The sequence below is a fragment of the Pseudomonas oryzihabitans genome, from assembly GCF_024652905.1.
In the GTDB taxonomy this organism is placed as follows: Bacteria; Pseudomonadota; Gammaproteobacteria; order Pseudomonadales; family Pseudomonadaceae; genus Chryseomonas; species Chryseomonas benzopyrenica.
Map to the genome: position 1 here is coordinate 800024 of NZ_CP102428.1, position 24484 is coordinate 824507.

Annotated in this window: 20 protein-coding genes; 12 read left to right on the forward strand and 8 right to left on the reverse strand. The window is 68.1% G+C overall.

All coding sequences use genetic code 11. From position 1 onward, the window contains the following. Positions 1–5 precede the first annotated feature (5 nt). On the forward strand, positions 6–794 hold the full coding sequence (gene cysE, locus NRG74_RS03790) for a serine O-acetyltransferase (RefSeq protein WP_093252473.1): 789 nt from the start codon (positions 6–8) through the stop codon (positions 792–794). Here the strand turns inward: cysE and NRG74_RS03795 are convergent. Beyond that, entirely contained in the window at positions 776–1516 is a 741-nt protein-coding gene (locus NRG74_RS03795; protein ID WP_257705732.1) for an NUDIX domain-containing protein, read from the reverse strand. The two genes, cysE and NRG74_RS03795, sit on opposite strands and share 19 nt — an antisense overlap. Before the next feature lie 5 nt (positions 1517–1521). Next, on the reverse strand, positions 1522–4047 hold the full coding sequence (locus NRG74_RS03800; RefSeq protein ID WP_257705733.1) for a mechanosensitive ion channel domain-containing protein: 2526 nt from the start codon (positions 4045–4047) through the stop codon (positions 1522–1524). Between the two features lie 473 nt (positions 4048–4520). On the opposite strand from NRG74_RS03800, the gene NRG74_RS03805 reads away from it, so the two are divergent. From NRG74_RS03805 to NRG74_RS03815, 3 genes are read left to right on the forward strand one after another with little or no spacing between them, the layout of a single operon-like run. Beyond that, positions 4521–5606, forward strand: a complete 1086-nt coding sequence (locus tag NRG74_RS03805; RefSeq protein ID WP_257705734.1) for an ABC transporter substrate-binding protein — start codon at positions 4521–4523, stop codon at positions 5604–5606. Beyond that, on the forward strand, positions 5587–6579 hold the full coding sequence (locus tag NRG74_RS03810) for an ABC transporter permease (RefSeq protein ID WP_257705735.1): 993 nt from the start codon (positions 5587–5589) through the stop codon (positions 6577–6579). Before NRG74_RS03805 ends, NRG74_RS03810 begins: the two co-directional genes overlap by 20 nt. After that, on the forward strand, positions 6573–7364 hold the full coding sequence (locus tag NRG74_RS03815) for an ABC transporter ATP-binding protein (RefSeq protein WP_160924494.1): 792 nt from the start codon (positions 6573–6575) through the stop codon (positions 7362–7364). The genes NRG74_RS03810 and NRG74_RS03815 overlap by 7 nt, the downstream gene beginning before the upstream one ends. A gap of 34 nt (positions 7365–7398) precedes the next feature. On the opposite strand, the gene NRG74_RS03820 is transcribed toward NRG74_RS03815, so the two are convergent. Together NRG74_RS03820 and NRG74_RS03825 are read right to left on the reverse strand one after the other, a co-directional pair. Beyond that, the gene (locus NRG74_RS03820; RefSeq protein ID WP_257705736.1) at positions 7399–8433 is read right to left on the reverse strand and encodes an AraC family transcriptional regulator; all 1035 of its coding nucleotides are present in this window, start codon (positions 8431–8433) and stop codon (positions 7399–7401) included. Next, positions 8430–9452, reverse strand: coding sequence for a carbon-nitrogen hydrolase family protein (locus NRG74_RS03825; protein WP_257705737.1), 1023 nt, complete (start codon positions 9450–9452; stop codon positions 8430–8432). Before NRG74_RS03825 ends, NRG74_RS03820 begins: the two co-directional genes overlap by 4 nt. Before the next feature lie 196 nt (positions 9453–9648). Between NRG74_RS03825 and NRG74_RS03830 the strand changes: the two genes are divergently transcribed. From NRG74_RS03830 to NRG74_RS03840, 3 genes are all read left to right on the forward strand, one after another. Continuing rightward, on the forward strand, positions 9649–11703 hold the full coding sequence (locus tag NRG74_RS03830; protein WP_257705738.1) for an NADPH-dependent 2,4-dienoyl-CoA reductase: 2055 nt from the start codon (positions 9649–9651) through the stop codon (positions 11701–11703). A gap of 286 nt (positions 11704–11989) precedes the next feature. Then, positions 11990–13303 carry a chromosome partitioning protein ParA gene (locus NRG74_RS03835; protein ID WP_177323674.1) on the forward strand — a complete coding sequence of 438 codons (1314 nt, stop codon included), beginning with the start codon at positions 11990–11992 and terminating at the stop codon, positions 13301–13303. A gap of 11 nt (positions 13304–13314) precedes the next feature. Beyond that, positions 13315–14238, forward strand: coding sequence for a 1-aminocyclopropane-1-carboxylate deaminase/D-cysteine desulfhydrase (locus tag NRG74_RS03840; protein ID WP_257705739.1), 924 nt, complete (start codon positions 13315–13317; stop codon positions 14236–14238). On the opposite strand, the gene NRG74_RS03845 is transcribed toward NRG74_RS03840, so the two are convergent. After that, positions 14211–15191 (reverse strand): DUF1853 family protein, encoded by a 981-nt coding sequence (locus tag NRG74_RS03845; RefSeq protein WP_257705740.1) that lies wholly within the window; start codon positions 15189–15191, stop codon positions 14211–14213. The genes NRG74_RS03840 and NRG74_RS03845 overlap by 28 nt on opposite strands. 40 nt (positions 15192–15231) lie before the next feature. On the opposite strand from NRG74_RS03845, the gene NRG74_RS03850 reads away from it, so the two are divergent. From NRG74_RS03850 to NRG74_RS03860, 3 genes are read left to right on the forward strand one after another with little or no spacing between them, the layout of a single operon-like run. Continuing rightward, positions 15232–16116, forward strand: coding sequence for an NAD(+) kinase (locus NRG74_RS03850; protein ID WP_007158929.1), 885 nt, complete (start codon positions 15232–15234; stop codon positions 16114–16116). After that, positions 16116–17075 carry a metallophosphoesterase gene (locus tag NRG74_RS03855; RefSeq protein ID WP_017642264.1) on the forward strand — a complete coding sequence of 320 codons (960 nt, stop codon included), beginning with the start codon at positions 16116–16118 and terminating at the stop codon, positions 17073–17075. The genes NRG74_RS03850 and NRG74_RS03855 overlap by 1 nt, the downstream gene beginning before the upstream one ends. After that, positions 17072–17941, forward strand: coding sequence for a rhomboid family intramembrane serine protease (locus NRG74_RS03860; RefSeq protein WP_184287061.1), 870 nt, complete (start codon positions 17072–17074; stop codon positions 17939–17941). Before NRG74_RS03855 ends, NRG74_RS03860 begins: the two co-directional genes overlap by 4 nt. Here NRG74_RS03860 and NRG74_RS03865 read toward each other — a convergent pair whose 3' ends face one another. Both NRG74_RS03865 and NRG74_RS03870 read right to left on the reverse strand, forming a co-directional pair. Further along, a complete protein-coding gene (locus tag NRG74_RS03865; RefSeq protein ID WP_257705741.1) occupies positions 17942–18265 on the reverse strand; it encodes a hypothetical protein in 324 nt (107 codons plus the stop codon). Between the two features lie 69 nt (positions 18266–18334). After that, positions 18335–20101, reverse strand: coding sequence for a thiamine pyrophosphate-requiring protein (locus tag NRG74_RS03870; RefSeq protein ID WP_017642267.1), 1767 nt, complete (start codon positions 20099–20101; stop codon positions 18335–18337). 111 nt (positions 20102–20212) lie between these two features. On the opposite strand from NRG74_RS03870, the gene prmB reads away from it, so the two are divergent. Continuing rightward, positions 20213–21127: a 50S ribosomal protein L3 N(5)-glutamine methyltransferase gene (gene prmB / locus NRG74_RS03875; RefSeq protein WP_064308961.1), complete on the forward strand. Its 915-nt coding sequence runs from the start codon at positions 20213–20215 to the stop codon at positions 21125–21127. 50 nt (positions 21128–21177) lie between these two features. Beyond that, on the forward strand, positions 21178–22497 hold the full coding sequence (locus NRG74_RS03880; RefSeq protein WP_017642269.1) for a DEAD/DEAH box helicase: 1320 nt from the start codon (positions 21178–21180) through the stop codon (positions 22495–22497). A 55-nt stretch (positions 22498–22552) separates the two neighbouring features. Here NRG74_RS03880 and NRG74_RS03885 read toward each other — a convergent pair whose 3' ends face one another. Further along, positions 22553–24385 (reverse strand): putative bifunctional diguanylate cyclase/phosphodiesterase, encoded by a 1833-nt coding sequence (locus NRG74_RS03885; protein WP_257705742.1) that lies wholly within the window; start codon positions 24383–24385, stop codon positions 22553–22555. Positions 24386–24484 lie beyond the last annotated feature (99 nt).

The window sequence follows — 24484 nt, forward strand, 5'->3', positions numbered from 1 at the left end:
CTGCCATGCCGCCTCGCTCCGCTACCGAACTCTGGCAACTCCTGCGCGCCCAGGCCGAAGCAGGGTGCCGCGACGCCCCAGCCCTGGCCGAGGGCCTGACGCGAGCGCTGCTGCAGCCGGTGGATCTGGCCGCCGTCCTGGTGCGGCGCTGCGCCGAGGCCCTGGCGGAAGATCCGCGACAGGCCGAGGCACTCGCCGAGCGCTTCGCCGCGCTGCACGCCGAGTGGCCGGAATTGACCGCGGCCGCCTGCGCGGACCTGGAAGCCGTGCTGGCGCGGGATCCGGCCTATGCCAGCCTGCTGGAGATCCTGCTGTTCTCCAAGGGCTTCCTGGCGTTGCAGACCCAGCGCCTGAGCCATGCGCTCTGGCGCAACGGCGAGCGCCTGCTGGCCCTGCACCTGCAGGCGCGCTGCAATCGCCTGCTGGCCATCGACATCCATCCGGCCGCGCGGCTGGGGCGCGGCATCATGCTCGACCACGGCACCGGCATCGTCATCGGCGAGACCGCGGTGGTGGAAGACGACGTCTCCATCCTGCAACAGGTGACCCTGGGCGGTACTGGCAAGGAACAGGGCGATCGCCATCCCAAGGTGCGGCGCGGGGTGATGATCGGCGCCGGGGTCAAGATCCTCGGCAATCTGGAGATCGGCGAGGGCGCCAAGATCGGTGCCAACAGCGTGGTCCTGCACCCGGTGGCGCCCCACACCACGGTGGTGGGCATTCCCGCCCGCCCGGTGGGCCGTCCGCGCGACGCCCATCCGGCCGAGAGCATGGATCAGTCCTTCGACGACTGAGCGAGAAAGACTTCGGCCTTAGGATAGCGCTCGCTGTTCAAGGCGCTGGGCGCCAGCCCTTCGGCATGGGCCAGGCTGCGCACCAGCTCGCGATTGAAGGCGCTGTTGCCCGGGTCCGCCAGGTAGTCGGGCAGCGCCAGCCAGCGGGCATCCTCGATCTCGTCCGGATCCTGGATGGCGATCTCCGCACTCAGGGGGTCGAGGCGGCAGACCACATAGAGATTGGACTTGCCGAAGCGATAGGGGTGGGTGGTCACCAGCCCGACCACGCCGCGCAAGGCGCTGCGGATACCGGTTTCCTCCCAGACCTCGCGGATCACCGCAGGACCCAGGTCCTCGCCGAGCTCGACATGGCCGCCCGGCAGCTTGTAGCCCTGGCTGCCGCGTTCGCGGATCGCCAGGAGTTCGCCGTGGCTGTTCAGCACCAGGCCGCCGACACCCAGGCTGTGGGTCGGGACGAAGGGCGCGAAGGCGGTCGGTGTGCCGCGCCAGACCAGGGTCAGTTCCTCTTCCAGGCAGTTGTGAAAGACGAAACCGGCGCGGGTGGCCACCCCGACCAGTTCGCCAAGGGCCAGCGGCAGGGTCAGCCAGATCAGATTGCGTCCGTCGCGCCGGGCGCTGTCGAGCAACTCGGCCAGCGCCGGGGCAAAGGCCTCGCGGGTGGACGGCAGCGAGGCGGCGTCGATGATCAGGCCGTTGAAGGCGTCTTGGCGATACTGCACGGGGTTCACTCCGCAGGCCGTGGCTGGATGGGCGAGGAGGGCACGATACCGGCTTCGCTGGGCAGCAGCAGACTGGCGCGCGGATTGGCGATCTCGATGCCGCGCTCGCGGAAGCGTTCGAGGATGCGTCGGTTGAGTTCGCGCTGCACGCCCCAGCGGCCCTTGTCGAGGCATCTCATCTGCCCGGCGATGGTCACCATGGCGCCGTCGACGGCATCTACGCCCCAGATCTCCAGATCGGCGAGGATCAGGTCCTTGAAGGCCTCGTCGGCACGCATGCCTGCGCCGATGTCCTTGAGTTCGGCGATGACGCGCTCGATGTCTTCGCCGTAGCCCACGCTGATGCGCAGGGCGGCGTTGCCCAGCCCGCGGTTGATGTTGTTGACCGCCGACACCGAGCTGAAGGGCACGATGTGCAGCGAGCCATCGCCGGCGCGCAGGCGCACGGTGCGGATCGACAGGTATTCCACGGTGCCTGAGACACCGGCCACGGTGACCCAGTCGCCTACCTGCATGGCGTTTTCCAGCAGCAGGAAGATGCCGGTGATGAAGTCCTGCACCAGCTTCTGCGAGCCGAAGCCGAGGGCCACCCCGATGATGCTGGCGCTGGCTAGCAGCGGCGTGGTGTTGATGCCCAGTTCGCTCAGGGCGGTCAGGCCGACGATCAGCGCGACCAGGATGAACAGCCCGGTGCGCAGCATGGGCAGCAGGGTGCGCAAGCGAGCGGCCCGCACCGTGTCGCCGCGTTCGTTCCAGCTGCTCAGCCGACGATTCACCGTGGCGTTGGCGCCTTCCCAGACCACCACGGCGATGACGGCGGCGATGAGGATGGTGAGAAAGGCGGACAGCAGGCTGCGCCCGATGCTGCCTGTGCCGAACCAGTCCAGCACGCTCCAGCCCCAGGACTGGAACAGCGCCAGGACGGTGATCAGGGTGACGATCACCCCCACCAGCCAGCGCGCCAGCGGATAGTAGCGCTGCAGGTGCAGCTCGGTGCCGCTGGCGCTTTCGGTGGTGGCCGGCTGGAACAGCCGACCCAGCAAGCCGAGCAGGAACACCGCCGCCAGGCGTCCGAGGATGACGATACCAGCGGAGAGGGCGACGAAATTCATCAGCCGCGGCAGTCCGTTCTCGATATCCAGCGCCCACATGGTCCAGCCACCCATGACGAACACGGCGGCGAATACGGCCCAGACCTGACCCAGCCAGGCGCGCAGCACGGTCAGGGCACCATTGCCGTCCTGGCGCCCGGCGATCCGCGCGGCCACCGGTCGACGCACGTGGAAGATCAGCCCTACCACCAGCAGATGGGCCAGCAGCGAGACCAGCTTGACGATGGCTTCACGGCCCTCTTCGTTGGCCCCCAGGATGTCCGCGGCCTGGGCCAGCGCCAGGCCGAAGGTGACCAGGGCAACGAAGGCGTGCAGCCAGCGCAACAGGGTGCAGGCGAGGGCGGTCCTGACCTTGAGCAGGCGGATGCCGTGGGCGGCGGGATCGATCAGCAGGCGGATGACGATCAGCGCCAGGCGGGTGGTGAGATAGGCACCGAGGAAGCCACCGACCAGCTCGCGCTGATTGGCATCCGCGCCCACCAGATAGTGGATCAGCAGCGCCGCCGTGGCCCAGAAGGCCAATAGCGGCAGCAGTTCCAGCAATAGCAGTCCCAGGGCGAAGGGCAGGTGCCGCAGGGTGGTCCAGTGCTCCTCGGCGCTGGGTCGGGCGCGGTTGGCGGGTGCGGAATCGGTGGTAGTGGATTCGGTCGCCGGCGCGGCTGGCGAAGGTGCGGCGCTGTCGGACGGGGCGATGGGCACCTCTTCGAGTTGATCCACGCCATCACGCTGGGTCTTGACCAGGGCCACCGCGGCTTCGGCCGGGCGGGTAGCGGCCTCCTCGACCGCCGGTGCCGACGCTTCAGCAGGGGACTGCTGGGCCGCCTGCTGCTGGGCCTGGCGCCGGGCGCGGGTGTCGGCCAGATCGGCATGGCGCTGCAGTCGTTGCCGCGGGCGCCGGAGCGCCCGATGGATCAGCCACTCGCCCACCAGGCCAGCGGCAAAGAGGGTGGCCAGGGTCAGCAAGGCCTGCAGCAGGGCGCGGCGACCCGCTTCGGACGTGAAGCTGGCGCGCGACCAGTCGGGCAGGGTACGCACGGCCCGCTGCACCTGGTTCAGCTCGCTGCCCAGGTTGTCGGCCCAGCGACCGACGCGACTGAGCGTCTGGGCGATCAGGCCATTGGCTTCCAGCGGTACCAGCGCCTTTTCCTCGCCTGGCGGCGGGGCGGCTGCCGCTGGCGCAGTGGCGGCGGTTGCCGTAGCCGCTGGCGCCGCCTTCGTCCCGGTCGTGCTCGCCGGCTGGCTGGCGATGGCCTGCAAGGTCAGGATTAGCTCCTGGCGCCGCTGCGGATCCTGCAGCAGGGCGGCGACCTGGCGCGCCTGCTGGGGGTCGAGGCCGGTCGCCGCCTGGGCAGGGGGTTCGGCGGCGCGCAGGGGCAATGCCAGGCACAACAGCAACAGGGCGAGCAAGGCTTTGAACATGGTTAAGACCTGAGCAGTACCGGAAGACGAGTCTGGCCACATAGACTCGTCAGGCAGCGCGATGACTCCCTGGCGAATGGCGACGCCAAGAAATGACCTGTCCTGCATTCAATCGGTATTAAATGTAAATTTTGCATATTAGATTAGTTCTAAATTGAATTCTACCAATGATCCGCCGGTGTTTTACCGTCGCGCTATTGGATGGCCGCAGCGTATCTGACGTCGGTTCCCGGTCAGGCTCAGCGTCCGATAGCAGGGGGAGCGAGCGGGCGCCTGGTACCTGACTCGGAATCGGCTCGATCGCGCTGGTCCGGCCTTAGCGCTAATGCGCGCCGCACGTGGATTCGCTCCTCTCGGGCATGACGGGAGGCGGCTCGCCGCGGCCGTCGCAGGTCGGTTCATCCGTTCTTTATATCTTCATCGGCACGCCACCCGACGCTGTGGAGCCTGCCCGGATACGTTCAGGAGGCTTCATGACCATCCATACCTTCAATCGCCGCCACCTGCTCGGCATGGCGGGTGCCGCTACCGCTGCAGCGCTGGTCGGCCGGCTGGGCTTCGCCGCCGAGGCGGGCGATGTCCATGCAGGGCACGCCGGCCATGGGGTGGCCCCTGCGGCCAGTCCGGTGGATTTCCTGCAGGACACCGCGCGCTGGGCCTTGCCGGAGCCGCGCAAGGTGCGGCTGGCGGTCAATCTCAATGCCGTCTGCCTGGCACCGGTGACCGTCGCCGATACCCAGGGCATCTTCAAACAGCACAACCTGGACGTGGAGTTCGTCAACTTCGGCAACTCCACCGAGGTACTGCTGGAATCCATGGCCACCGGCAAGGCCGACGCCGCAGTGGGCATGGCGTTGCGCTGGCTCAAGGCGCTGGAGCAGGGCTTCGACGTCCAGCTCACTGGCGGCACCCACGGCGGTTGCCTGCGACTGCTGGCGCGGCAGGGCGGCCCCGGCGACCTGGCGGCGCTCAAGGGGGCCACCATTGGCGTTACCGACATGGCCGCGGCGGACAAGAACTTCTTCGCCCTGATGCTCAAACGCCATGGCGTCGACCCCAGCCGCGACATCACCTGGCGAGTGTATCCGGTGGACCTGCTCGGCCCGGCGCTGGACAAGGGCGAGATCCAGGCGGCCAGCGGCTCGGACCCCATGATGTACCGGGTCAAGCAGCGGCCTGGCATCGTCGAACTGTCCAACAACTTGGTGGAGGATTACGCCAACCTCAGCTGCTGCGTGATCGGGGTCAGCGGCACCCTGGCGCGCCAGGACAAGCCGGTGGCAGCGGCCATCTCCCATGCCATCCTGCAGGCCCACGCCTGGGCGGCGCAGCATCCCGAAGTGGTGGCCGAGCGCTTCCTGCCACTCACGGTGAACAGCTCCCGCGAGGAGTTGCTGGCTATCCTGCGGGAACACACCCACGCTCACTACTCGGTGGGCGAGGCCTTCGTCAGGGAGATTGCCGTCTACGCCCGTGACCTCAAGCAGATCGAGGTGCTGCGGCCGCGGACCGACCCCCTCGCCTTCGCGGAGAGCATCCATGCCGACGTCTTCGCTTGAGCGCATCCACTCGGTCCCGGCGACCGCTCTCACCTGGCGGGGTGGTCTGCTCGCCGCGGCGGCCTGGCTGGCCCTGGCGGTGTTCCTGCCGTTCTATCCTGAGCACGGGCGGCCCTGGCCTTTCACCCGCGAACTGGCCGTAGCGGCCACGGTGGTCGCCGGACTCCTGGCCTTGCTGGCACTACTGCCCAGGCGTAGCGAACGGCTGCTGGCGAGGCTGCGGCGTGCGGGGCCCTGGCTGATCGCGCTACCCCTGCTACTGGGGCTTTGGACCCTGGCGACCGCCAAGCTGCGGCTGCTGCCGGTCCCCTTCTTCGCCCCGCCCCAGGCACTGGTCGAGGTGTTCGTCGACGACTGGCCGCGGCTGGGCTTGAGTCTGGCGCACTCGCTGTGGCTGTTGCTCAACGGGGTCGCTGCCGGCGCCTTCTGCGGTTTTCTCGCTGGTCTCGCCATCGGTTGGTCCCAGCGCATCGGCTACTGGGTGCATCCGGTGCTGCGCCTGCTCGGTCCCATCCCGTCCACCGCGCTATTGCCAATCTGCTTCTTCTTCTTTCCCACCAGTTGGAGCGCGAGCGTCTTTCTTATCGCCCTGGCCACCTGGTTCCCGGTCACCGTACTGACCTGGTCCGGCGTCGCCAGTGTCGATCGCGCCTATTACGAGGTGGCACGGACCCTGGGCGCGAGCAATGCCTTCCTGATCCTGCGGGTCGCCATCCCGGCGGCCTTGCCACAGGTATTCGTCGGGCTGTTCATGGGACTGGGAGCCTCCTTCTCGGTGCTGGTGGTGGCCGAGATGATGGGGGTCAAGGCCGGTCTCGGCTGGTATCTGCAATGGGCCCAGGGCTGGGCAGCCTACGCCAACATGTATGCGGCACTGCTGGTGATGGCACTGCTCTGTTCGGGGTTGATCACCCTGCTGTTCGCTATCCGCGACCGGGTGCTGGCCTGGCAGAAGGGGACGATGAAATGGTGAGTGCAGCAACCTCGATAGTCCCGGAAACCAAGGGGATGGTCATTGCGGTGCGCGGTCTGAGCCACGCCTTCGAGTTGGCGGATGGCCCGCTGCCCGTGCTGGACCGAGTGGATCTGCAACTGGCGGCCGGCGAAAGCCTGGGGTTGCTGGGTCCCTCGGGCTGTGGCAAGTCGACCCTGCTGCGGCTGGTGGCAGGCCTGGAGCCTGTGCAGAGTGGCAGTCTGCTGGCCGATGGCGCCGCCATTTCGGGGCCGCATCACTCCCGGGTCCTGATGTTCCAGGACCCCACCCTTTATCCCTGGCGCCGCGTCTGGGACAACGTCGCCCTCGGTCTGCAGGCGCGTGGCCTGCTCGCCACCCAGCGCGAACGGGTGGACGAGGCCCTGCGCCGGGTCGGGCTGCTGGAGTTTCGCAACGCCTATCCGCGACAGCTGTCCGGGGGCATGGCGCAGCGTGCGGCTCTGGCGCGGGCACTGGTCAACGAGCCACGGCTGCTGCTGCTCGACGAGCCTCTGGGCAAGCTGGATTCCCTGACCCGCATCGCCATGCAGAGCGAGCTGATTCGTCTCTGGCAGCACCAGCGCTACAGCGCCTTGCTGGTCACCCATGACGTCGAAGAGGCCCTGCTGCTGTGCGACCGGGTACTGGTGTTCTCGGCGCGACCGGCTCGGGTACTGGCCGAGATCGTCGTCGATCGCTCCTATCCCCGAAGGCGCGATGATCCCCGGCTGCTGGAATTGCGCCACCACGCCCTGGAGCTGCTTGGGCAGGGCAGCGACTGGTAGCGCCTGGGCCGCACGTGGCGGGGGACCGCGCAGGTCAGGCCAGGCGCGCGGTCCGTCGCCAGTCGCCGGGCGTCTGTTCGGTCCAGCGCTTGAAGGCGCGCTGGAAGGCCGCGGGAGAGGCGAAACCGAGCAGGTAGGCGATCTCGCCGAAACTGGCCTCGGTGTCGCGGATATAGGCGAGTGCCAGGTCGCGACGGGTCAGGTTGAGCAGGGTGCGGTACTGGGTACCTTCCTCGGCCAGCTTGCGCCTCAGCGTCCAGGGGGGCAGGCGCAGTCGACCGGCGATCTGCTCCAGGGTCGGCTCGCCATGGCGCAGCAGTGGCCCCATGACCTCGACCACCCGCTCGGTGAGCCCGCGGGTCCGGGTCAGGCGGCCGTGCTCGTCTTCGCTCAGGGCCAGCAGCTGGCGCCAGGTGGCCGGGCAGTGTTCGGGGCCGGGTAGGCTGAGGCTGGCGGCATCGAGCAGCAGGGCATTCTCGGCGGCGCCGAATTCCACCGGGCAACCGAAGGCGGCCGCGTAGGGTGCCGGATCCGCCGGCGCGGGGTATTCGATGAGCACGCGACGCGGTTGCAGCGCCTGCCCGGCCACCGTGCCCAGCAGCGCCAACCAGGCGCTGAGCACCACGTCCACCACGAAGCGGTTGTAGCCGTTGTAGGGGCTGATGCTATAGAAGTGCAGCCAGGCGTCGCGGCCCTGGGCCGCATAGCGCGACCGGCCCCGGTAGTTGCGGCCATAGAGCGGCTCCAGGGTCAGCAGCGTCTCGGCGGCATGCCGCACGTCCGGCGCCTGGCCCACGGTGATGCCGGCAAGGCCGAGCAAGGCCGGGCGCATCGCCTGGCCCATGGCCAGGCCCAGCGCCGGATCACCGGTCAATTCCAAGGCGGCATGGCCCAGGCGCATGTAGTGAGGGATCGACAGCCGTCCGCCAGGTTCGGCCAGCCGCGCCGCGGTCAGGCCGAAGCGTGCCAGCAGGCCGGCGGCATCGGCACCCCGCTGGGCGACGGCTGCCGCTAGCGCCAGCACGAAGCCGGTGGAGAGGTCGCCCAGGCGCAGCGCCGGCGCACTCATAGCCGCAGATTGATCAGCTTGCTGCCGGCCCGGGCGGGATCGGTGGCCGCTGCCGCATCCGGGGTAAAGGCCTGGCTGCCGCCAGCGGCCTGCCATTCCCAGAGACGGCCGCGCAGCTGCACTTCCAAGGCGGCGCGAATGCCGGCGGCGCGCAGGCGCTGCACATCGAAGGGCGCCGGTGCGGGGGTGGTGCCCGAGGCGAGGGCGGGGATCGCCAGCAGGTCCACCTGGGGATCGTCGAGCACGCCGACGCGACCGGTGTCGCTCCCCTGGATGACGCCCAGGCGACCCAGCGGCGTCTCCAGCCGCAGCAGCGGCGGACTGAGATCATCGCCGTGCGTTTGTGCCGTCAGCGGTCGCACCAGGGGCTGGCCCAGGGGCTTGCCGTCGGGACCAAAGACCAGGGTGACGTTGCGCAGCGGTCCGCTGCCCACCCGCAACTCGCCGTCGACCAGGGTCGGGCCGGGCAGAACGATGGAGCCGGCCACCAGGGTGACGCCGTACTGGCGAGCGAGTCCGGCGAAGAGCTGCTGATAGGCGCTGGCCATGTCCCAGGCCTTCATGCGCAACAGGCTGTCGGCCAGGCGCCGGTCGCCCTCGCTCTGGAACCAGGCACGGGCCACGCGCAGCGGATTGCCCAGCAGCAGCCACTGGATGGCTTCTTCGCTGCGGGCTGCGGCATAGACCTCGGGTTTCTCGCCCATCAGCGCCAGGGGTGTGCCCAGGTGTTCGGGCAGCACCACGATGGTCTGGGTGCCGATCAGCCCCAGCCGACGGGCATTGGCCAGAGAGGCGTCGAGCTTGAGGCGCAGCCGCTCGGGATTGCCGTAGTCCAGGGCGATCAGCTCGGGCTCGATCCCCAATAGATTGCCGGTGGTGGCCGCGGCTGGCGTGGTGGTCAGGTCCACCGCCAGGCTGCTGCGCAGGTCCGACAGATAATGGAAGGCTGGCCGCTGGGCCACCCAGCCCGCCAGCACGGCGAACAGGGCGATCAGCACCAGGAACACGAGCTTGCGCATCGGCACTCCAGAGCGGTCCCGGCTCCTGTGGCCGGGTGGGATGAAGGTGCTCAGGGTAGGAGACCAGACCGCCACTGCCAAGGGGTGGCTGTGCATTTGGGTAAAGAGGTTGTCATTTCTGGTGATTGAGGCCGGGGCGCGCCGCTCCTATCGTGGCGCCAGGCTTTCCCAGAAAGGCCAACCACCGGAGACCGCCATGATCGAGTTTGCCCCCAGTAATACCACCCCTGTTAATAGCTATCCGCATCTGCTCGAACCCCTGCCCATGGGGTCGATCACCTTGCGCAATCGTGTGGTGATGGGGTCCATGCATACGGGGCTGGAAGAACGGCCGGGCGGTTTCGCGCGGATGGCTGCCTTCTTCGCCGAGCGGGCGCGGGGTGGGGTCGGCCTGATCGTCACTGGCGGCATCGCGCCAAACGAAGAGGGCGCGGTGGCCAAGGGCGCGGCCAAGTTGACCACGCCCGAGGAAGCCGAGCACCACCGGCCGGTGACCGAGGCGGTGCATGCCGCCGGCGGGCGTATCTGCCTGCAGATCCTGCACGCCGGTCGCTATGCCTATAACCCCCAGCTGGTGGCGCCCTCGGCGCTGCAGGCACCGATCAATCCCTTCACCCCGCGCGAACTGGACGAGGCCGAGGTGGAGGGGCAGATCGCCGCCTTCATCCGCTGCGCCACGCTGGCGCAACAGGCCGGCTACGACGGCGTCGAGGTGATGGGGTCCGAGGGCTACTTCATCAACCAGTTCATCGCCGCGCGGACCAACCACCGCACGGATCGTTGGGGCGGCGACTTCGCCCAGCGCTGCCGCTTGCCGCTGGCCATCGTCGCAGGCATCCGCGCTGCGACTGGCCCGGACTTCCTGATCATCTTCCGGCTCTCGCTGCTGGATCTGGTGGAGCAGGGCAGCACCCCCGAGGAATGCCTGCAGCTGGCGCTCTGGCTGGAAGATGCCGGGGTCAGCCTGATCAACACCGGCATCGGCTGGCACGAGGCGCGCATCCCCACCATCGCCACCCTGGTGCCGCGCGGCGCCTTCGCCGCCGTCACCGCCCAGCTCAAGGGCCGGGTGCGGGTGCCGCTGATCGCCACCAACCGCATCAATACCCCCGAGGTGGCGGAAGCCATCCTCGCCGCTGGCCAGGCCGACCTGGTGTCCATGGCCCGACCGTTGCTGGCTGACGCGGATTTCGTCGCCAAGGCCGCCGCCGGCCGCGCCGACGAGATCAATACCTGCATCGCCTGCAACCAGGCCTGCCTGGATCACACCTTCGCCGGCAAGCTGACCAGCTGCCTGGTCAATCCGCGCGCCTGCCACGAGACCGAGTTGCAGATCCTGCCCGCCGCCGAATCACGCCGCTTTGCCGTGGTCGGCGCCGGACCGGCGGGCCTGGCCGCCGCCTGCACCCTGGCCGAGCGCGGTCACCAGGTGGTGCTGTTCGAGGCCAGCGAACGCATCGGCGGCCAGTTCAATGTGGCCCGGCGCATTCCCGGCAAGGAAGAATTCGGCGAGACCCTGAGGTATTTCCAGCGTCGCCTGGAGCGACTGGCGGTGGATGTCCGCCTCAATCATCGCGTCAGCGCCGCTGAATTGCAGGCCGAGGGCTTCGCCGCGGTGATCCTGGCCACCGGGGTGACGCCGCGGGTCCCGCCGATTCCCGGTATCGACCATCCCAAGGTGCTGGGCTATCTGGACGTGCTGCTGGAGCGCCAGCCGGTGGGGCGGCGGGTGGCGCTGATCGGAGCCGGCGGCATCGGTTTCGACGTGGCGGATTTCCTCACCCATCGCCACCAGGAGGCGGAGCCCGTCACCGCCTTCTACCGCGAGTGGGGCATAGACCCCAGCTTCAGCAGCCGTGGCGGGCTGGCCCCGGCGACGCCGCCGGCCGTGCCGCGCGAGGTCTGGTTGCTGCAGCGCAAGCCGGGCAAGCCCGGCAAGGGCCTTGGCAAGACCACCGGCTGGATCCACCGTGCGCGCCTGCAGCAGCGTGGCGTCAAGGCGCTCGGTGGGGTGGAATACGTGCGCATCGACGACGCCGGCCTGCACCTGCGCCTGCCCGATGGCGCCGAGCAGGTGCTGGACGTGGACAACGTGGTGCTCTGCGCGGGCCAGGAGTCCCTGCGCGAGCTGGAAGACGAGCTGCTCGGCGCCGGCGTGGCGGTGCATCGGGTGGGCGGAGCGGATGTCGCCGCCGAACTCGACGCCAAGCGCGCCATCGATCAAGCCACCCGGCTGGCCGCGGAGCTGTAACTCTTCGTTGCAATCAGGGATGATTTCTGTGATCCACTCCGCATAACATCCGATCCGGACCGATCCTCGTCCCAATGTCTGGCCTCTGTTCCATCCCACCGACCAGGATTGGCTAAGCTGCCGTCCTGATGCGTCGGGTGGGGGCCTGGCGCATCGGAGCAGTCGGGCGGAGACGCGAGATACAGGCGTCGCCGCCAGAGGTCGGGCGCGGATGCACGTCCGGTCGCCCGGTGGCGAGACGCCGGCCTCGGAATTCATGTGGGATCGACAGAGCACGCGGCGAGAGATGGCAGAGACGTTGAACGAAGAGGCGGTACTGACCCCGGTGGTGCTGGGGTTCGGCGACCAGGGTGTGAATCGCGCCTTGCTGTTTCCCGATTTTCAGGCGCTCTGGCAGGGCGACCAGACGCTGCTCGACTGCGCCGGACGGCGCCATCGCTTCGTCTATCTGCTGCTGGACGACCATCGCCGGGTCAAGGCCACGGTGTTTTTCCTGCTGGCCTTCGATGCCCAGGGCAGTCCGCTGCCGGAATGGGACCTGCCGCTGGTGGAGCTGGCCGAGCGCGGCGGGGTCGGCCCTGACCTGGGCGCCGGGCCGATCCGCCTGGCCAGTCGCAGCCATTGTCCAATCTCCTGGCACCAGGGCGATCTCTGGGATCCGCGTAGCGATGCCGAGCACGACGACTGGCAGGCGATCCGCGATTGCCTGGGGCTGGTCGCACCGCGCGATGGCGAGGTGGAGCTGGCCGGGGAATACCATCCCAGCGCCGCCGACGGCATCGACGTCGAGGCCCGTCTCGAACGGGTCCGCCGCATCCTCGCCCAGGAACACCAGGAGGCGCTGGACAAGCTGATCGCCGGCCAGCGCACCCGGCTGCTGACCCTGACCCGCCAGCATCAGGAAGACCTGGCGCGCCTGCAGCGCGATGCCGACGAATTGCGTACGGCCAAGGCCGAGCTGGAGGTGCGCTATGCCGCCCTGGCCCAGCACCTGGAGCAGCAGCACGACCTGGCCCGCCAGGAGCGTGAAGAACTCAACGAACAGATGCGCACCCTGGAACGCAACGCCCTCTACAAGATCGAGGCGCTGCGCATCCAGTCCGAAGCCGAAAGCGAGGCCCGGGTAGCTGCGGCGGTGGGTGAGCTGAAGAATCAGCTGACCATCCGCGAGGTGGAACTCAAGTACCGCGACGAGCTGGACGGACAGTTGCAGGAAGACATCCGCCAGCTGCGCGAGCGCTGCGCCCAGCTGATCGGCGACAGCAACGAAGGCCAGTTGGAGCGCCTGGCGCGCCAGGGCATCCTGTTCGTCACCTTCCAGCCTGGCGCCGGTCATCTGATCCTCAGTCGCCAGGATGTCCCGCGTTTCAGCGCCGATCCGCTAGGGTATGTCGCCGAGCACTGCAAGGTCAGTCGCGATCAGTACCAGCGCTGGCTGGAGCATCACCAGCAGCCGGTGTGCCTGGCCGAGGTGGACGGCGAACGCTGCGGCCGACCGGTGGTGCGAGTGGAGCATCCGGCCCAGTTCGATCCTCAGCACTCGACGCTGTGCGCCGAGCACCGCGGCGATGACAGCGATGGTGACGTCGCCAATCTCTGAGCCCCTGGCTGATGACGTTTCCCACCCCCGCCGCACTCCAGGAGGTGCGGCTCGCCGCTCTGGCCGCACGCGGCCTGCGCCTGGCGGTGCTACGCCTGGATCAGCGTCCCGCCGCCCATAACGGCAACAAGGGCTACAAGCTGCAGCCCTGGCGCGAACGCCTGGCTCGGGGCGCGGGCCGTGGGCTCATCAGCCTTGGCGGCGCCCACTCCAATCATCTGCACGCGCTGGCCGCCCTGGGCCGGGAGGAAGGCTTCGCCACCGTCGGCCTCCTGCGTGGCGAGCCCTGCCTGACGCCCACCGTCGAGGACGTGCAGGCCAATGGCATGACCCTGCACTGGCTGGGCTATGGCGGCTATCGCCGCCGCCATGACGCCGACTTCTGGCAACCCTGGCAGGCCCGTTATCCCGGGCTGCTGCCGGTTCCCGAAGGCGGCTGCGACGAGTCGGCCGCCGCGACCTGCATGGCGATCGTTACCGAGCTGCGCGAGGGACTCGCCGCCCTGGGCTGGCCCGATTGCCAGCAACTCTGGCTGGCCGCCGGCACTGGCACCACTCTGGCCGGCGTGATCCGCGCCGCCGATCCCGCCTGGCAGGTGGTGGGTGGGCTGGCGGTGCCGCCCGGGCATGGCGTCGAAGCCAACCTGGACCGGCTGCTCGCGCAGCACACCAACCCGAATTGGCGCTTGCTGGACGCCAGCCGCGGTGGCTTCGGGCGCATCGATGCCGAGCTGGCCCGGGCCATGGCGGACTTCGAGGCGCAGACCGGGATCGCCCTGGAGCCGCTCTATACCGGCAAGCTCTGGCTGGCCTTGCGCCAGGAGATCGAAGGCGGCGCACTGCCACCGGGTAGTCGCCTGGTGCTGATCCACAGCGGCGGCCTGCAGGGCCGCCGCGCCCTGGAGGCTCAGCTGGCGGCGTTGGCCGCGGGCTGAATCGGCCAACCGCACGGCACCAGAAACAGTCGGGCGTCCTCGTCGCCTTGGGCGTCGCGACGCACCAGCAACTGCGGCCAGATCGGCTCGCCGTCCGGCAAGGGCAGGCAGGGCGTGTCGGCGACCGCGGGCGCCAGCCAGTGGCCCTTGGGCAGCACCTCCCAGGGGCCGTCCGGTAGCTGTCCGCGCTCGCACCACAGCTGGGGTTGCCGGGGCGGCAAGGTACCGGTCGGCCAGGGCAGGGGGCGGTCGAGGGGCTGGAACAGATAGCCGCCCAGCCACAGCGCCGCCTGCGGCGGAGCGATGTTCAGCGCGGCTAGAGTGGCCCGGGCCAGGGGCGTGGCCGACAGCGGCAGCTGGCGCTGGCGCAGATGGGCGAGCTTGCGCGCCAGCTGATCCTCGCCGCCGGGACCCAGCCAGCGTGGTGCCTGCGCTGGTCCTTCGCCCAGGTAGAACTTCACCGCCAGTTCCAGGTGATGGACGCCTTCGGCGTCCTCTACCAGCAGGTCCAGCTCACCCAGGGTACGCTCGCCCTCGCGCAGGGGCAGGTTGGCAGCGCGCAGCCGTACGCCCGGTGCTCGGGCCAGGGCGAATTGCCAGAGTCTTTCGTACTGCCGGCCCAGGCGGCGGTCGCTGCCCTGGGCAAGCCACGCGGCCAATTCAGCGGGTGCCGCGTCCTGTTGCCGCAGCCAGTCGGCCAGTCTTGCGGGGTGGCCCGCCCAGTCGCTGGCGGCCAGGGGGTGGCGGGTATCGGCGGCAGTCAGCAGCGGCGGGGCGACCAGGGTCCAGGCAAGGTCGCGCACCTGGGGCTGGCTCAGGCGGCGGGGTAGGGCGTGCAGCTCGGCAAAGGGCGTCATGGTGCCAGCATAGGCCAAGCCGGGCCGCTGCGGATCGCCAGCGGCGGCCCGTGGTCGGATGAGGGCGGTTTGCCGCTGCCACGGGCTTTCGCCCATACTTTCCGCACTTTCCAGCCAACGGGGCCGCCGGCGCGTCATGGACTCCTTTCGTAACATCGGCATCATCGGTCGACTCGGCAGCACCCAGGTGCTGGACACCATCCGCCGGCTCAAGACCTTCCTGCTGCAACGCGGGCGCAACGTCATCCTGGAAAACACCATTGCCGAGGTGTTGCCCGGGCACGGCCTGCAGACGGTGTCGCGCAAGCTCATGGGCGAGATCTGCGACCTGGTGATCGTGGTCGGCGGTGACGGCAGCCTGCTCGGCGCCGCCCGCGCTCTGGTGCGGCCACGGGTGCCGGTGCTGGGCATCAATCGCGGCAAGCTGGGCTTTCTCACCGACATCCGTCCCGACGAGCTGGAGACAAAGGTCGCCGAAGTGCTCGACGGCCAGTACCTGATGGAGACGCGCTTTCTGCTCGATGCCTTCGTCGAGCGCGGCGGCGAGATGATCGGCCAGGGCGATGCCCTCAACGACGTGGTGCTGCACCCCGGCAAGTCCACCCGGATGATCGAGTTCGAGCTGTACATCGATGGCCAGTTCGTCTGCAGTCAGCGCGCCGACGGCCTGATCGTCGCCACCCCCACCGGCTCCACCGCCTACTCGCTGTCGGCCGGCGGCCCCATCATGCATCCCAAGCTGGATGCCATCGTGGTGGTGCCCATGTATCCCCATACCCTGTCCAGCCGCCCCATCGTGGTGTCCGGCGACAGCACCCTGTCGATCCTGGTGTCGCCGAACATGACGATCTATCCGCAGGTCTCATGTGATGGCCAGAATCATTTCACCTGCGCACCCGGCGATACCGTGACCATTCAGAAGAAGCCCCACAAGCTCAGGCTGATCCATCCGCTGGATCACAACTACTACGAGATCTGCCGGACCAAGCTCGGCTGGGGCAGTCGCCTGGGAGACGACTGATGCCCCTGGGCTACGATCTGATCGGCGACCTCCACGGCTGCGCCCATACCCTGGACCTGCTGCTGGAGCGCCTCGACTATCGACAGGTGGACGGCGTCTGGCAGCACCCCGAGCGCCAGGCGATCTTCCTCGGTGACCTGGTCGACCGCGGGCCGCGTATCCGCGGTTCCCTGCGCCGGGTGCGCGCCATGGTCGAGGGCGGCCACGCCCACTGCATCCTCGGCAACCACGAACTCAACGCCCTGGCCTGGCACACCCCGGCGCTACCCGGTACCGGCCAGACCTGGGTGCGCGAGCATACGCCGCGCCACCGTCAGCTGATCCAGGAGACCCTGGCGGCCTTCGCCGATCATCACCAGGAGTGGCAGGATCACCTGCGCTGGCTGTATACCTTGCCGCTGTGCAAGGACTTCGGCCACTTCCGCATCGTCCACGCCTGCTGGGATCAGCGGCTGATCGACGAATTCCTCCACCATTATCCGGATGCCTGCATCGACGAGGACTTCGTCCGCCAGTCCATCGTCGGTGGCAGCCTGGCCAGCCGGGTCGCCTCGCGCCTGCTCAATGGCGTGTCGCTGCCCTTGCCCCATGGCCTGCGCCTCACCGGCAGCGATGGCTATGTGCGGGCGCGCTTTCGCACCAAGTTCTGGGAGCGCGATCCCCAGACCTATGGCGACGTGGTCTTCCAACCCGATGCCCTGCCGGCGGAAATCGCCTGCGAACGCCTGAGCGATGAGGAGAAGGCCGGGTTGCTCTGCTATGGCGAAAGCGAGCCGCTGCTGTTCGTCGGCCACTACTGGCGCGACGGCCATCCCGAACCCCTGCGACCCAACCTGGCCTGCCTGGACTACAGCGCGGTCAAGTACGGCAAGCTGGTGGCCTACCGCCTCGACGACGAACGCCAGATCGACCCGGCCAAGTTCGTCTGGATCGATGTCCAGCGCGAGGAGGGCCGATGAACCAGCCGCAACCCGTGCTGCGCGTGCCCCTGGGCCGCGACCTGCTGGCCTTCACCCGCCTGCTGCGGCGCCTGCAGATCCGCCACCGGGTGGTGGAAGAGGGCGACAGCCAGGTGCTCTGGGTGCTGGACCCGGCGCGGGTCGAGGAGACCCGCAGCCTCTATGAACGCTATCCCGACGGCGATCCGCGGGGCGAGGTCCAGGCTACCCGTAGCCCGCGGGGTTTCGGCCTGCTGGCGCAACTCAAGGCCAGTCCGGTCAGCGCCGTCTTTCTCGCCGTCACCCTGCTGCTGGGCCTGGCCACCGAACTGGGCGACAACCTGGCGTTGATCCACTACCTGACGCTGCAGGAATTCCGCCTGATCGACGCCGAGCACATCGCCTTTCTCGATCTCGATGTCAGCCTGTCCCGTGGCGAATGGTGGCGGCTGGTCACCCCGATCTTCTTGCACTTCGGCCTGCTGCACCTGGCGATGAACGCCCTCTGGTACTGGGAGCTGGGTCGCCGCGTCGAATTCCGCCAGGGCGGTGTGATGCTGCTGCTCCTGACCCTGGCCTTCGCTGCCGGCTCCAACCTGGTGCAGTACGCCTGGACCGGACCGGCGCTGTTCGGCGGCCTGTCCGGGGTGCTCTATGGCCTGCTCGGCCATTGCTGGCTGTTCCAGTGGCTGGCACCCAATCCGGCCTATCGCATGCCCCGTGGCGTGGTGGCCATGATGCTGATCTGGCTGGTGATCTGCCTGACCGGCGTCTTCGATCTGCTCGGCTTCGGCTCCATCGCCAATGGCGCCCATGTCGGCGGCCTGGTACTGGGCTGCCTCACCGGTCTGCTAGGTGGTGGCCTGGCGCGGCTGCGGCGGTCTTGATCAGCGCCGCCGCTTGAGCTCGGGCGCCAGACTCAGGGCATTGCGATAGCGCCAGCGCCGTTGGCTGCGGCGGCGCAGCCAGAGCCCGCACAGCAACAGCAGGGCACCGCCAGCCAGGAAGCCCTGGGCAGTCTCGCGCGCCGTCGTCAGATAAGGCGTCAGTTGTGGCGGCTGCAACCAGGCGGCGGCGCCGACCAGCAGCGCGGCCAGGCCGATCAGGACGGAAAAGACCCCTAGGCCGGCGGTCAGGGTGGTCAGGAAGGGCCGCCGCAAGCGCAGCGGCGGCGGATCGAAACGGTCGTGCTCGGGCAACTGCATGCTCATACCCTAGGCTTGGTCAGGCCGCCGAGGTTATACGCCTCGGCGCCTATTGGCGAGCCTGAGACGCGCGGGCTAGCGCAGCAGCTGGCGGGCTCCCTGTTTGAGCATGTCCCAGCGGTTCGGGTCACCGCTGGCGATGGCGCCGAGGAACGCCCTGGCCTGCTCGAAGCTGATATGGGGCGGCAAAGGCGGCACGCTGGGGTCGGTGACGAATTCCAGCACCACCGGGCGATCCGCCTCGAAGGCCTGTTGCCAGGCATCGGCCACCTCGTCCGGGCGATGGATGCGCAGGCCCTTGAAACCCAGCAATTCGCCATAGCGGGCATAGGGGAAGTCGAGCACATCCTGGGCCGGGGCGAACTTGGGATCCCCGGCCAGGGCGCGCTGCTCCCAGGTCACCTGGTTGAGATCGCCGTTGTTGAGCACCATGACGATAAAGGTCGGGTTGCTGAATCTCTTCCAGTACTGCTGGAGGGTGACCAGCTCGGCGTTGCCGTTCATCTGCATGGCGCCGTCACCCACCAGGGCGATCACCGGGCGATCCGGATGGGCGAACTTGGCGGCGATGGCATAGGGAATGCCACAGCCCATGGTGGCCAGCTTGCCCGACAGCGAACCCAGCATCTGGCCGCTCATGCGGATGTCACGGGCATACCAGTTGGTGTGGGAGCCGCTGTCGCCGCAGAGGATCGCATCCTGCGGCAGCTGGCTGGAGAGTTCATGGAACACCCGCTGCGGATTGATCGGCTCGGCGGGCGCTAGGGCGCGCTGCTCGATGGAGTGCCAGGAGTCGGCCACGCTCTTTTCGATGCGCGCCCGCCACCTGTCATGGGGTTTGCTCTCCAGCAGCGGCAGCAGGCGCCTCAGGGTCTCGGCGGCATCGCCCAGCAGCGGCTGCTCGATGGGATACCTCATGCTGATGTTGCGCGCGTGCAGGTCGATCTGCACGGCCCGCGCCTGGCCCTCCTGGGGCAGGAATTCGGTGTAGGGAAAGGTCGAGCCGACGATCAGCAGGGTGTCGCATTCCTTCATCAGCAGATCGCTGGCTTCGGTGCCGAGCAGGCCGATGGAACCGGTGACATAAGGCAGCTCGTCGGAGACCACGCCCTTGCCTAGCAGCGCCTTGGCCACCCCGGCGCTGAGCTTTTCCGCCACCGCCATGACCTCGCTACGCGCCTGTAGGGCACCGGCGCCCACCAGCAGGGCGACCTTCTTGCCGGCATTGAGGATGTCGGCGGCGGCCTGCAGGTCGTCTTCCTGGGCATAGGGGCGCGGCGGAATGGCACCGGCACCGGAGAGGACATTGGCGTGTTGGTGCGGCGGGCTTTCCACCGCCGGCAGTTGCTGGATGTCGTTGGGAATGATCACCGTGGCCACCTGGCGTTCGGCGATGGCCACGCGAAAGGCGCGATCGATGACATGGCGCAGCTGCGCCGGATGCACCACCGTCTCCACGTAGGCGGAGACGTCCTTGAACAGGGTGTGCAGGTCGACTTCCTGCTGGTAGTCGCTGCCAAGCGAGGAGGCCGCCTGCTGGCCCACCAAGGCGACCACCGGCATATGGTCCATCTTGGCGTCGTACAGCCCGTTGAGCAGGTGGATGGCGCCGGGCCCGGAGGTGGCCAGGCAGACGCCGACCTCGCCGGTGAACTTGGCATGGGCGCAGGCCATGAAGGCGGCCATCTCCTCATGGCGTACCCGCACGTAGTCGAACTGGTCGGCCACCCGACCCAGGGCGCCCATGATGCCGTTGATGCCATCGCCGGGATAACCAAAGATGCGCTCGACGTTCCACTGGCCGAGTCGCTCCCAGAGATGGTCGGCTACGGTCTTGCTCATGATGTTCTCCTCGTTGAAGGTCTAGGCTTAGGAAGAAGGGCCCGGACGTTAAGTTCCTGCAGCCGGACCGGGCGCGGGTTAGAATGCGCGGCTGATCATCCGGAGCCTTTCATGAGCGAATCCCGCCTGCGCACCTTGCGCGACCACATCCGCTGGGCCGTCAGCCGCTTCCATGCCGAAGAGCTGTTCTTCGGCCATGGCCATGACAACGCCTGGGACGAGGCCCGTGCCCTGGTGCTGGGCGCCGTGCACCTGCCCTGGGACACCGCCGACCGCTACCTGGACTGCGCCCTGGAAGACGACGAGCGCTACGCACTCGGGGTGCTCTTGCACAAGCGCATCCAGGAGCGCGTGCCCACCGCCTATCTGCTCGGCGAGGCCTGGTTCTGCGGTTTGCCGTTCAGCGTCGACGAGCGGGTGCTGGTGCCGCGCTCGCCCATCGGTGAGCTGATCGACGGTCAGTTCGCCCCCTGGCTGCCAGCCGCGCCGGCGCGCATCCTCGATCTCTGCACCGGCTCGGGCTGCATCGGCATCGCCTGCGCCTATGCCTTTCCCGAGGCCGAGGTGGCGCTGGGCGATCTGTCCTACGACGCCCTCGAAGTGGCCTGGCAGAACATCGAGCGCCACGGCCTGGAAGATCGCGTCTATACCGTGCAGGGCGATGGCTTCGCCGGTCTGCCGGGGCAGCGCTTCGACCTGATCGTCAGTAATCCGCCCTATGTGGATGCCGAGGACTTCGCCGACATGCCGGCCGAATACCAGCACGAACCGGCGCTGGGCCTGGCCTGTGGCGAGGACGGCCTGGATCTGGTGCGGCGGATGCTGGCCGAGGCCGCCGATCACCTCACCGAGCAGGGCATCCTCATCGTGGAGGTGGGCAACAGCCAGGTCCACGTCGAGGCGCTCTATCCGGAAGTCGATTTCACCTGGCTCGAATTCGAGCGTGGCGGCCATGGCGTCTTCCTGCTCGCCGCCGCCCAGTGCCGCGAGCACCAGGCGCTGTTCCGCAGCCGTCTGGTCCCCTGATCACTCGCGGTCGCCCGCGGCGGCCGCCCTTTCTTTACCGAGGTCTACCCGTGTTTACCGAACTCGCTCTGCACGAGCGCCTGCTCAAGGCCCTCGATACCCTGGGCTTCAAGACGCCCACCCCGGTCCAGGCCGCTGCCGTGGGCCCGGCCCTGGAAGGCCATGACCTGCGCGTCACCGCCCGGACCGGCAGCGGCAAGACCGCCGCCTTCCTGTTGCCGCTGCTGGATCGCCTGCTCAAGGATCCCAAGCCCCGCTCCGGCGCTCGCGCCCTGATCCTGCTGCCGACCCGCGAGTTGGCCCAGCAGACCGCCAAGGAAATCGAACGCTTCGGCCAGTTCACCTTTCTCAAGGCCGGCCTGGTGATCGGTGGCGAGGACTTCCGCGTCCAGGCCGCCGGCCTGCGCAAGAACCCGGAGATCCTGGTGGCCACCCCGGGGCGGCTGCTGGAGCAGCGCAACGCAGGCAACGTGGATCTCAAGGACATCGAGATGCTGGTGCTGGACGAAGCCGACCGCATGCTCGACATGGGCTTCTCCGAGGACGTGTTGCAGATCGCCGCGAGCTGCGAGCGCGAGGGTCGTCAGACCCTGCTGTTCTCCGCCACCAGCGGTGGCAACAGCCTGCGTCAGGTGGTCGAGCAGGTCCTGCGCGAGCCGCAGAACCTCATGCTGGACCGTACCGGCGAATTGAACGAAGCCGTGGTGCAGCAGGTGATCCTGGCCGACGAGCCGCCGCACAAGGAGCGCCTGCTGCAGTGGCTGCTGGCCAACGAGACCTATCGCAAGGCCATCGTCTTCACCAACACCAAGGTGCAGGCCGATCGCCTGACCGGCCGCCTGGTGGCCGAAGGTCTCAAGGTTTTCGTCCTGCACGGCGACAAGGACACCAAGGATCGCAAGCTGGCCGTGGAGCGGTTGCAGAGTGGCGCGGTCAAGGTGCTGATCGCCACCGACGTGGCCGCCCGTGGCCTGGACGTCGAAGGCCTCGACCTGGTGATCAACTACGACCTGCCGCGCAGTGGCGACGAATACGTCCACCGCATCGGCCGTACCGGTCGCGCCGGCGAGGCGGGCACGGCGATCTCCTTCGTCACCCATGGCGACTGGAATCTGATGTCCAGCATCGAGCGCTATCTCAAGCTGAGATTCGAGCGCCGTCACCTGCCGGGTCTCAAGGCCAGCTACAACGGTCCGAAAAAGCTCAAGGCGTCCGGCAAGGCGGCGGGCGTCAAGAAGAAAAAGACCGAGGGCAAGAAGGACGGCAAGGCCAAGACCAAGGCCAAAGCCAAGTCCGAGCGTCGCCCCGGTGCCCTGGTGCCGACCTCGGCCGACGGCTTCGCGCCGCCGCGCAAGCGCACCCAGGAGTGATCCCGCGGCGGGCCTGAGCCGCCAGCCCGCGGCGAGACCGCGGGGCAGGGCGGGCTCAGTGCTTGGCGGTGTTGTCGAACAGCTGGAAGACCGGGGCGCGGCGGGTCGAACGCTGCAGATCCGGTTGCTGGACCAGCAGCCAGGCCTGCAATTCCGGTTCCGCCATGGGCTTGCCGATCCAGAAGCCCTGGCCTTCGTCACAGCCCATGGCCAGCAAGCTGGCCAAAGCCTCGGCGGTCTCGATGCCCTCGGCGGTGATGCGAAAGCCCAGCTGATGGGACAGCTCGATCAGCGAGCTGACGATCAGCCGATCCTTGGTGCGATGGGTCAGCTCGCGGACGAAGCTGCGGTCGATCTTGATGGTGTCGGCCGGCAACTCGCGCAGGTGCGAGAGATTGTTGTAGCCGGTGCCGAAGTCGTCGATGGCGATGCCGATGCCCAGCTCGCGTAGCGCCGCCAGCTGCCGATGGATCAGGGCTACATCGCCCAGCAGGGCATTCTCGGTGACCTCCAGTTCCAGGCGCCGGGGATTGACCGGATAGCGCTGCAGCAGGTCGGTGGTGTGCTCGGTGAAGTCCGGATCGTTCAGATCATGGGCCGAAATGTTGATCGCCACCCCCAGCCCTCGTCCTTCGCGTTGCCAGGCATAGGCCTGGCCGATGGCTTGCTGCATCACCCAACGACTCAGGGCGGTGATCAGCGCGGTCTTTTCCGCCAGCGGAATGAATTCCGCCGGACCGATCGGGCCCAGGTGCGGATGCTGCCAGCGCAGCAGCGCCTCGACGCTATGACAGCGACCTGTGGCCAGGTCGATACGCGGCTGGTAGACCAGGCTGAGTTGGTCGTCGGCGCGCAGCGCCTGGGGCAGGGCGCTGAGCAGGGCAAAGGCGCGGCGGTAGGCGGCGTCGTGCTGCGGATCGAAATGCCGGCAGCCGCGCATCTCGGCGCGGGCATCGTCGGCGGTGGCGATCAGGGCGCGTAGCCAGTCGGTGGGATGATCGTCGGTCAGGGACATCACCCCCAGGCCCAGGCGGGTCTGGATGGGAATGCCATTGTAGTCGAGCACCCCGGTCAACTCCTGCTGCAGGCGTTCGAGCAGCGCCTGTTGCGCGGCTTCGTCGGTATCGTGCAAGAGAAAGCCGAAGCGTGCCGGCCCCAGGCGATACAGCGGTTGTTCAGCCGGCAGCAGGCGGCGCAGGTGTTGCTTGATGGCGCGTTGCAGGCCATCGAAATGGGCCTGGCCCATGGCCTTGATGAAGTCGTTGAGATAGCTCTGGGCGAACAGGTCGGCCGCCACGGCCACCACCGGGGTGCCGGCGCGGATCAGGCCTTCGGCGTCTTCGATGAAACGCTGGCCATTGGGCAACTGGGTGACCGGATCCCAGAACGCCTCGGTACGCAGCAGTTCGATGTGCTGGCTGGCGAGGGCCGCCAGCTGCTGCAGGCCCAGCAACCGGTGTTGCGACAGGGCGGCCCGCGGCGCCGAATCGAACAGGCACAGACTGCCAAGCATCAGCCCCTCGGCCGTACGCAGCGGTGCGCCCAGATAGTAGCGGATATTGGGCTCGCCCTTTACTACCCTCAGGCCAGCGAAGCGCACGTCGTGGCGAGCGTCTTCCACCTGCAGCGGCAGAGCGGTCTCCTGCAGATGCTGGCAGAACGACTGCGAACGCGGCACGGTGAAGGGCTCACAGCCCACCGTGGCCCGGCAATGGACCTGCTGGCCGTCAAGAAAGCAGATCATGGCGTAAGGGACATCGAACAGCCGTGCGCAAAGGGCGGTGAGGTCCTGAAAGGCACGGTCGGAAGGACGGTCGATCAAGGCGAGATCGCGCAGCAGTGCAAGACGCTGGCGTTCATTGGCCGCAGTAAGTGGAGCAGGCTCCATAGCAACGTCTCGATACGCTGTAGTAGCAGATTGCTACTTAGAGCGTGATCGGGTCGAGAGTTCCCTCACCACCCGCCTCACACTCTGCCAGTCGTCATT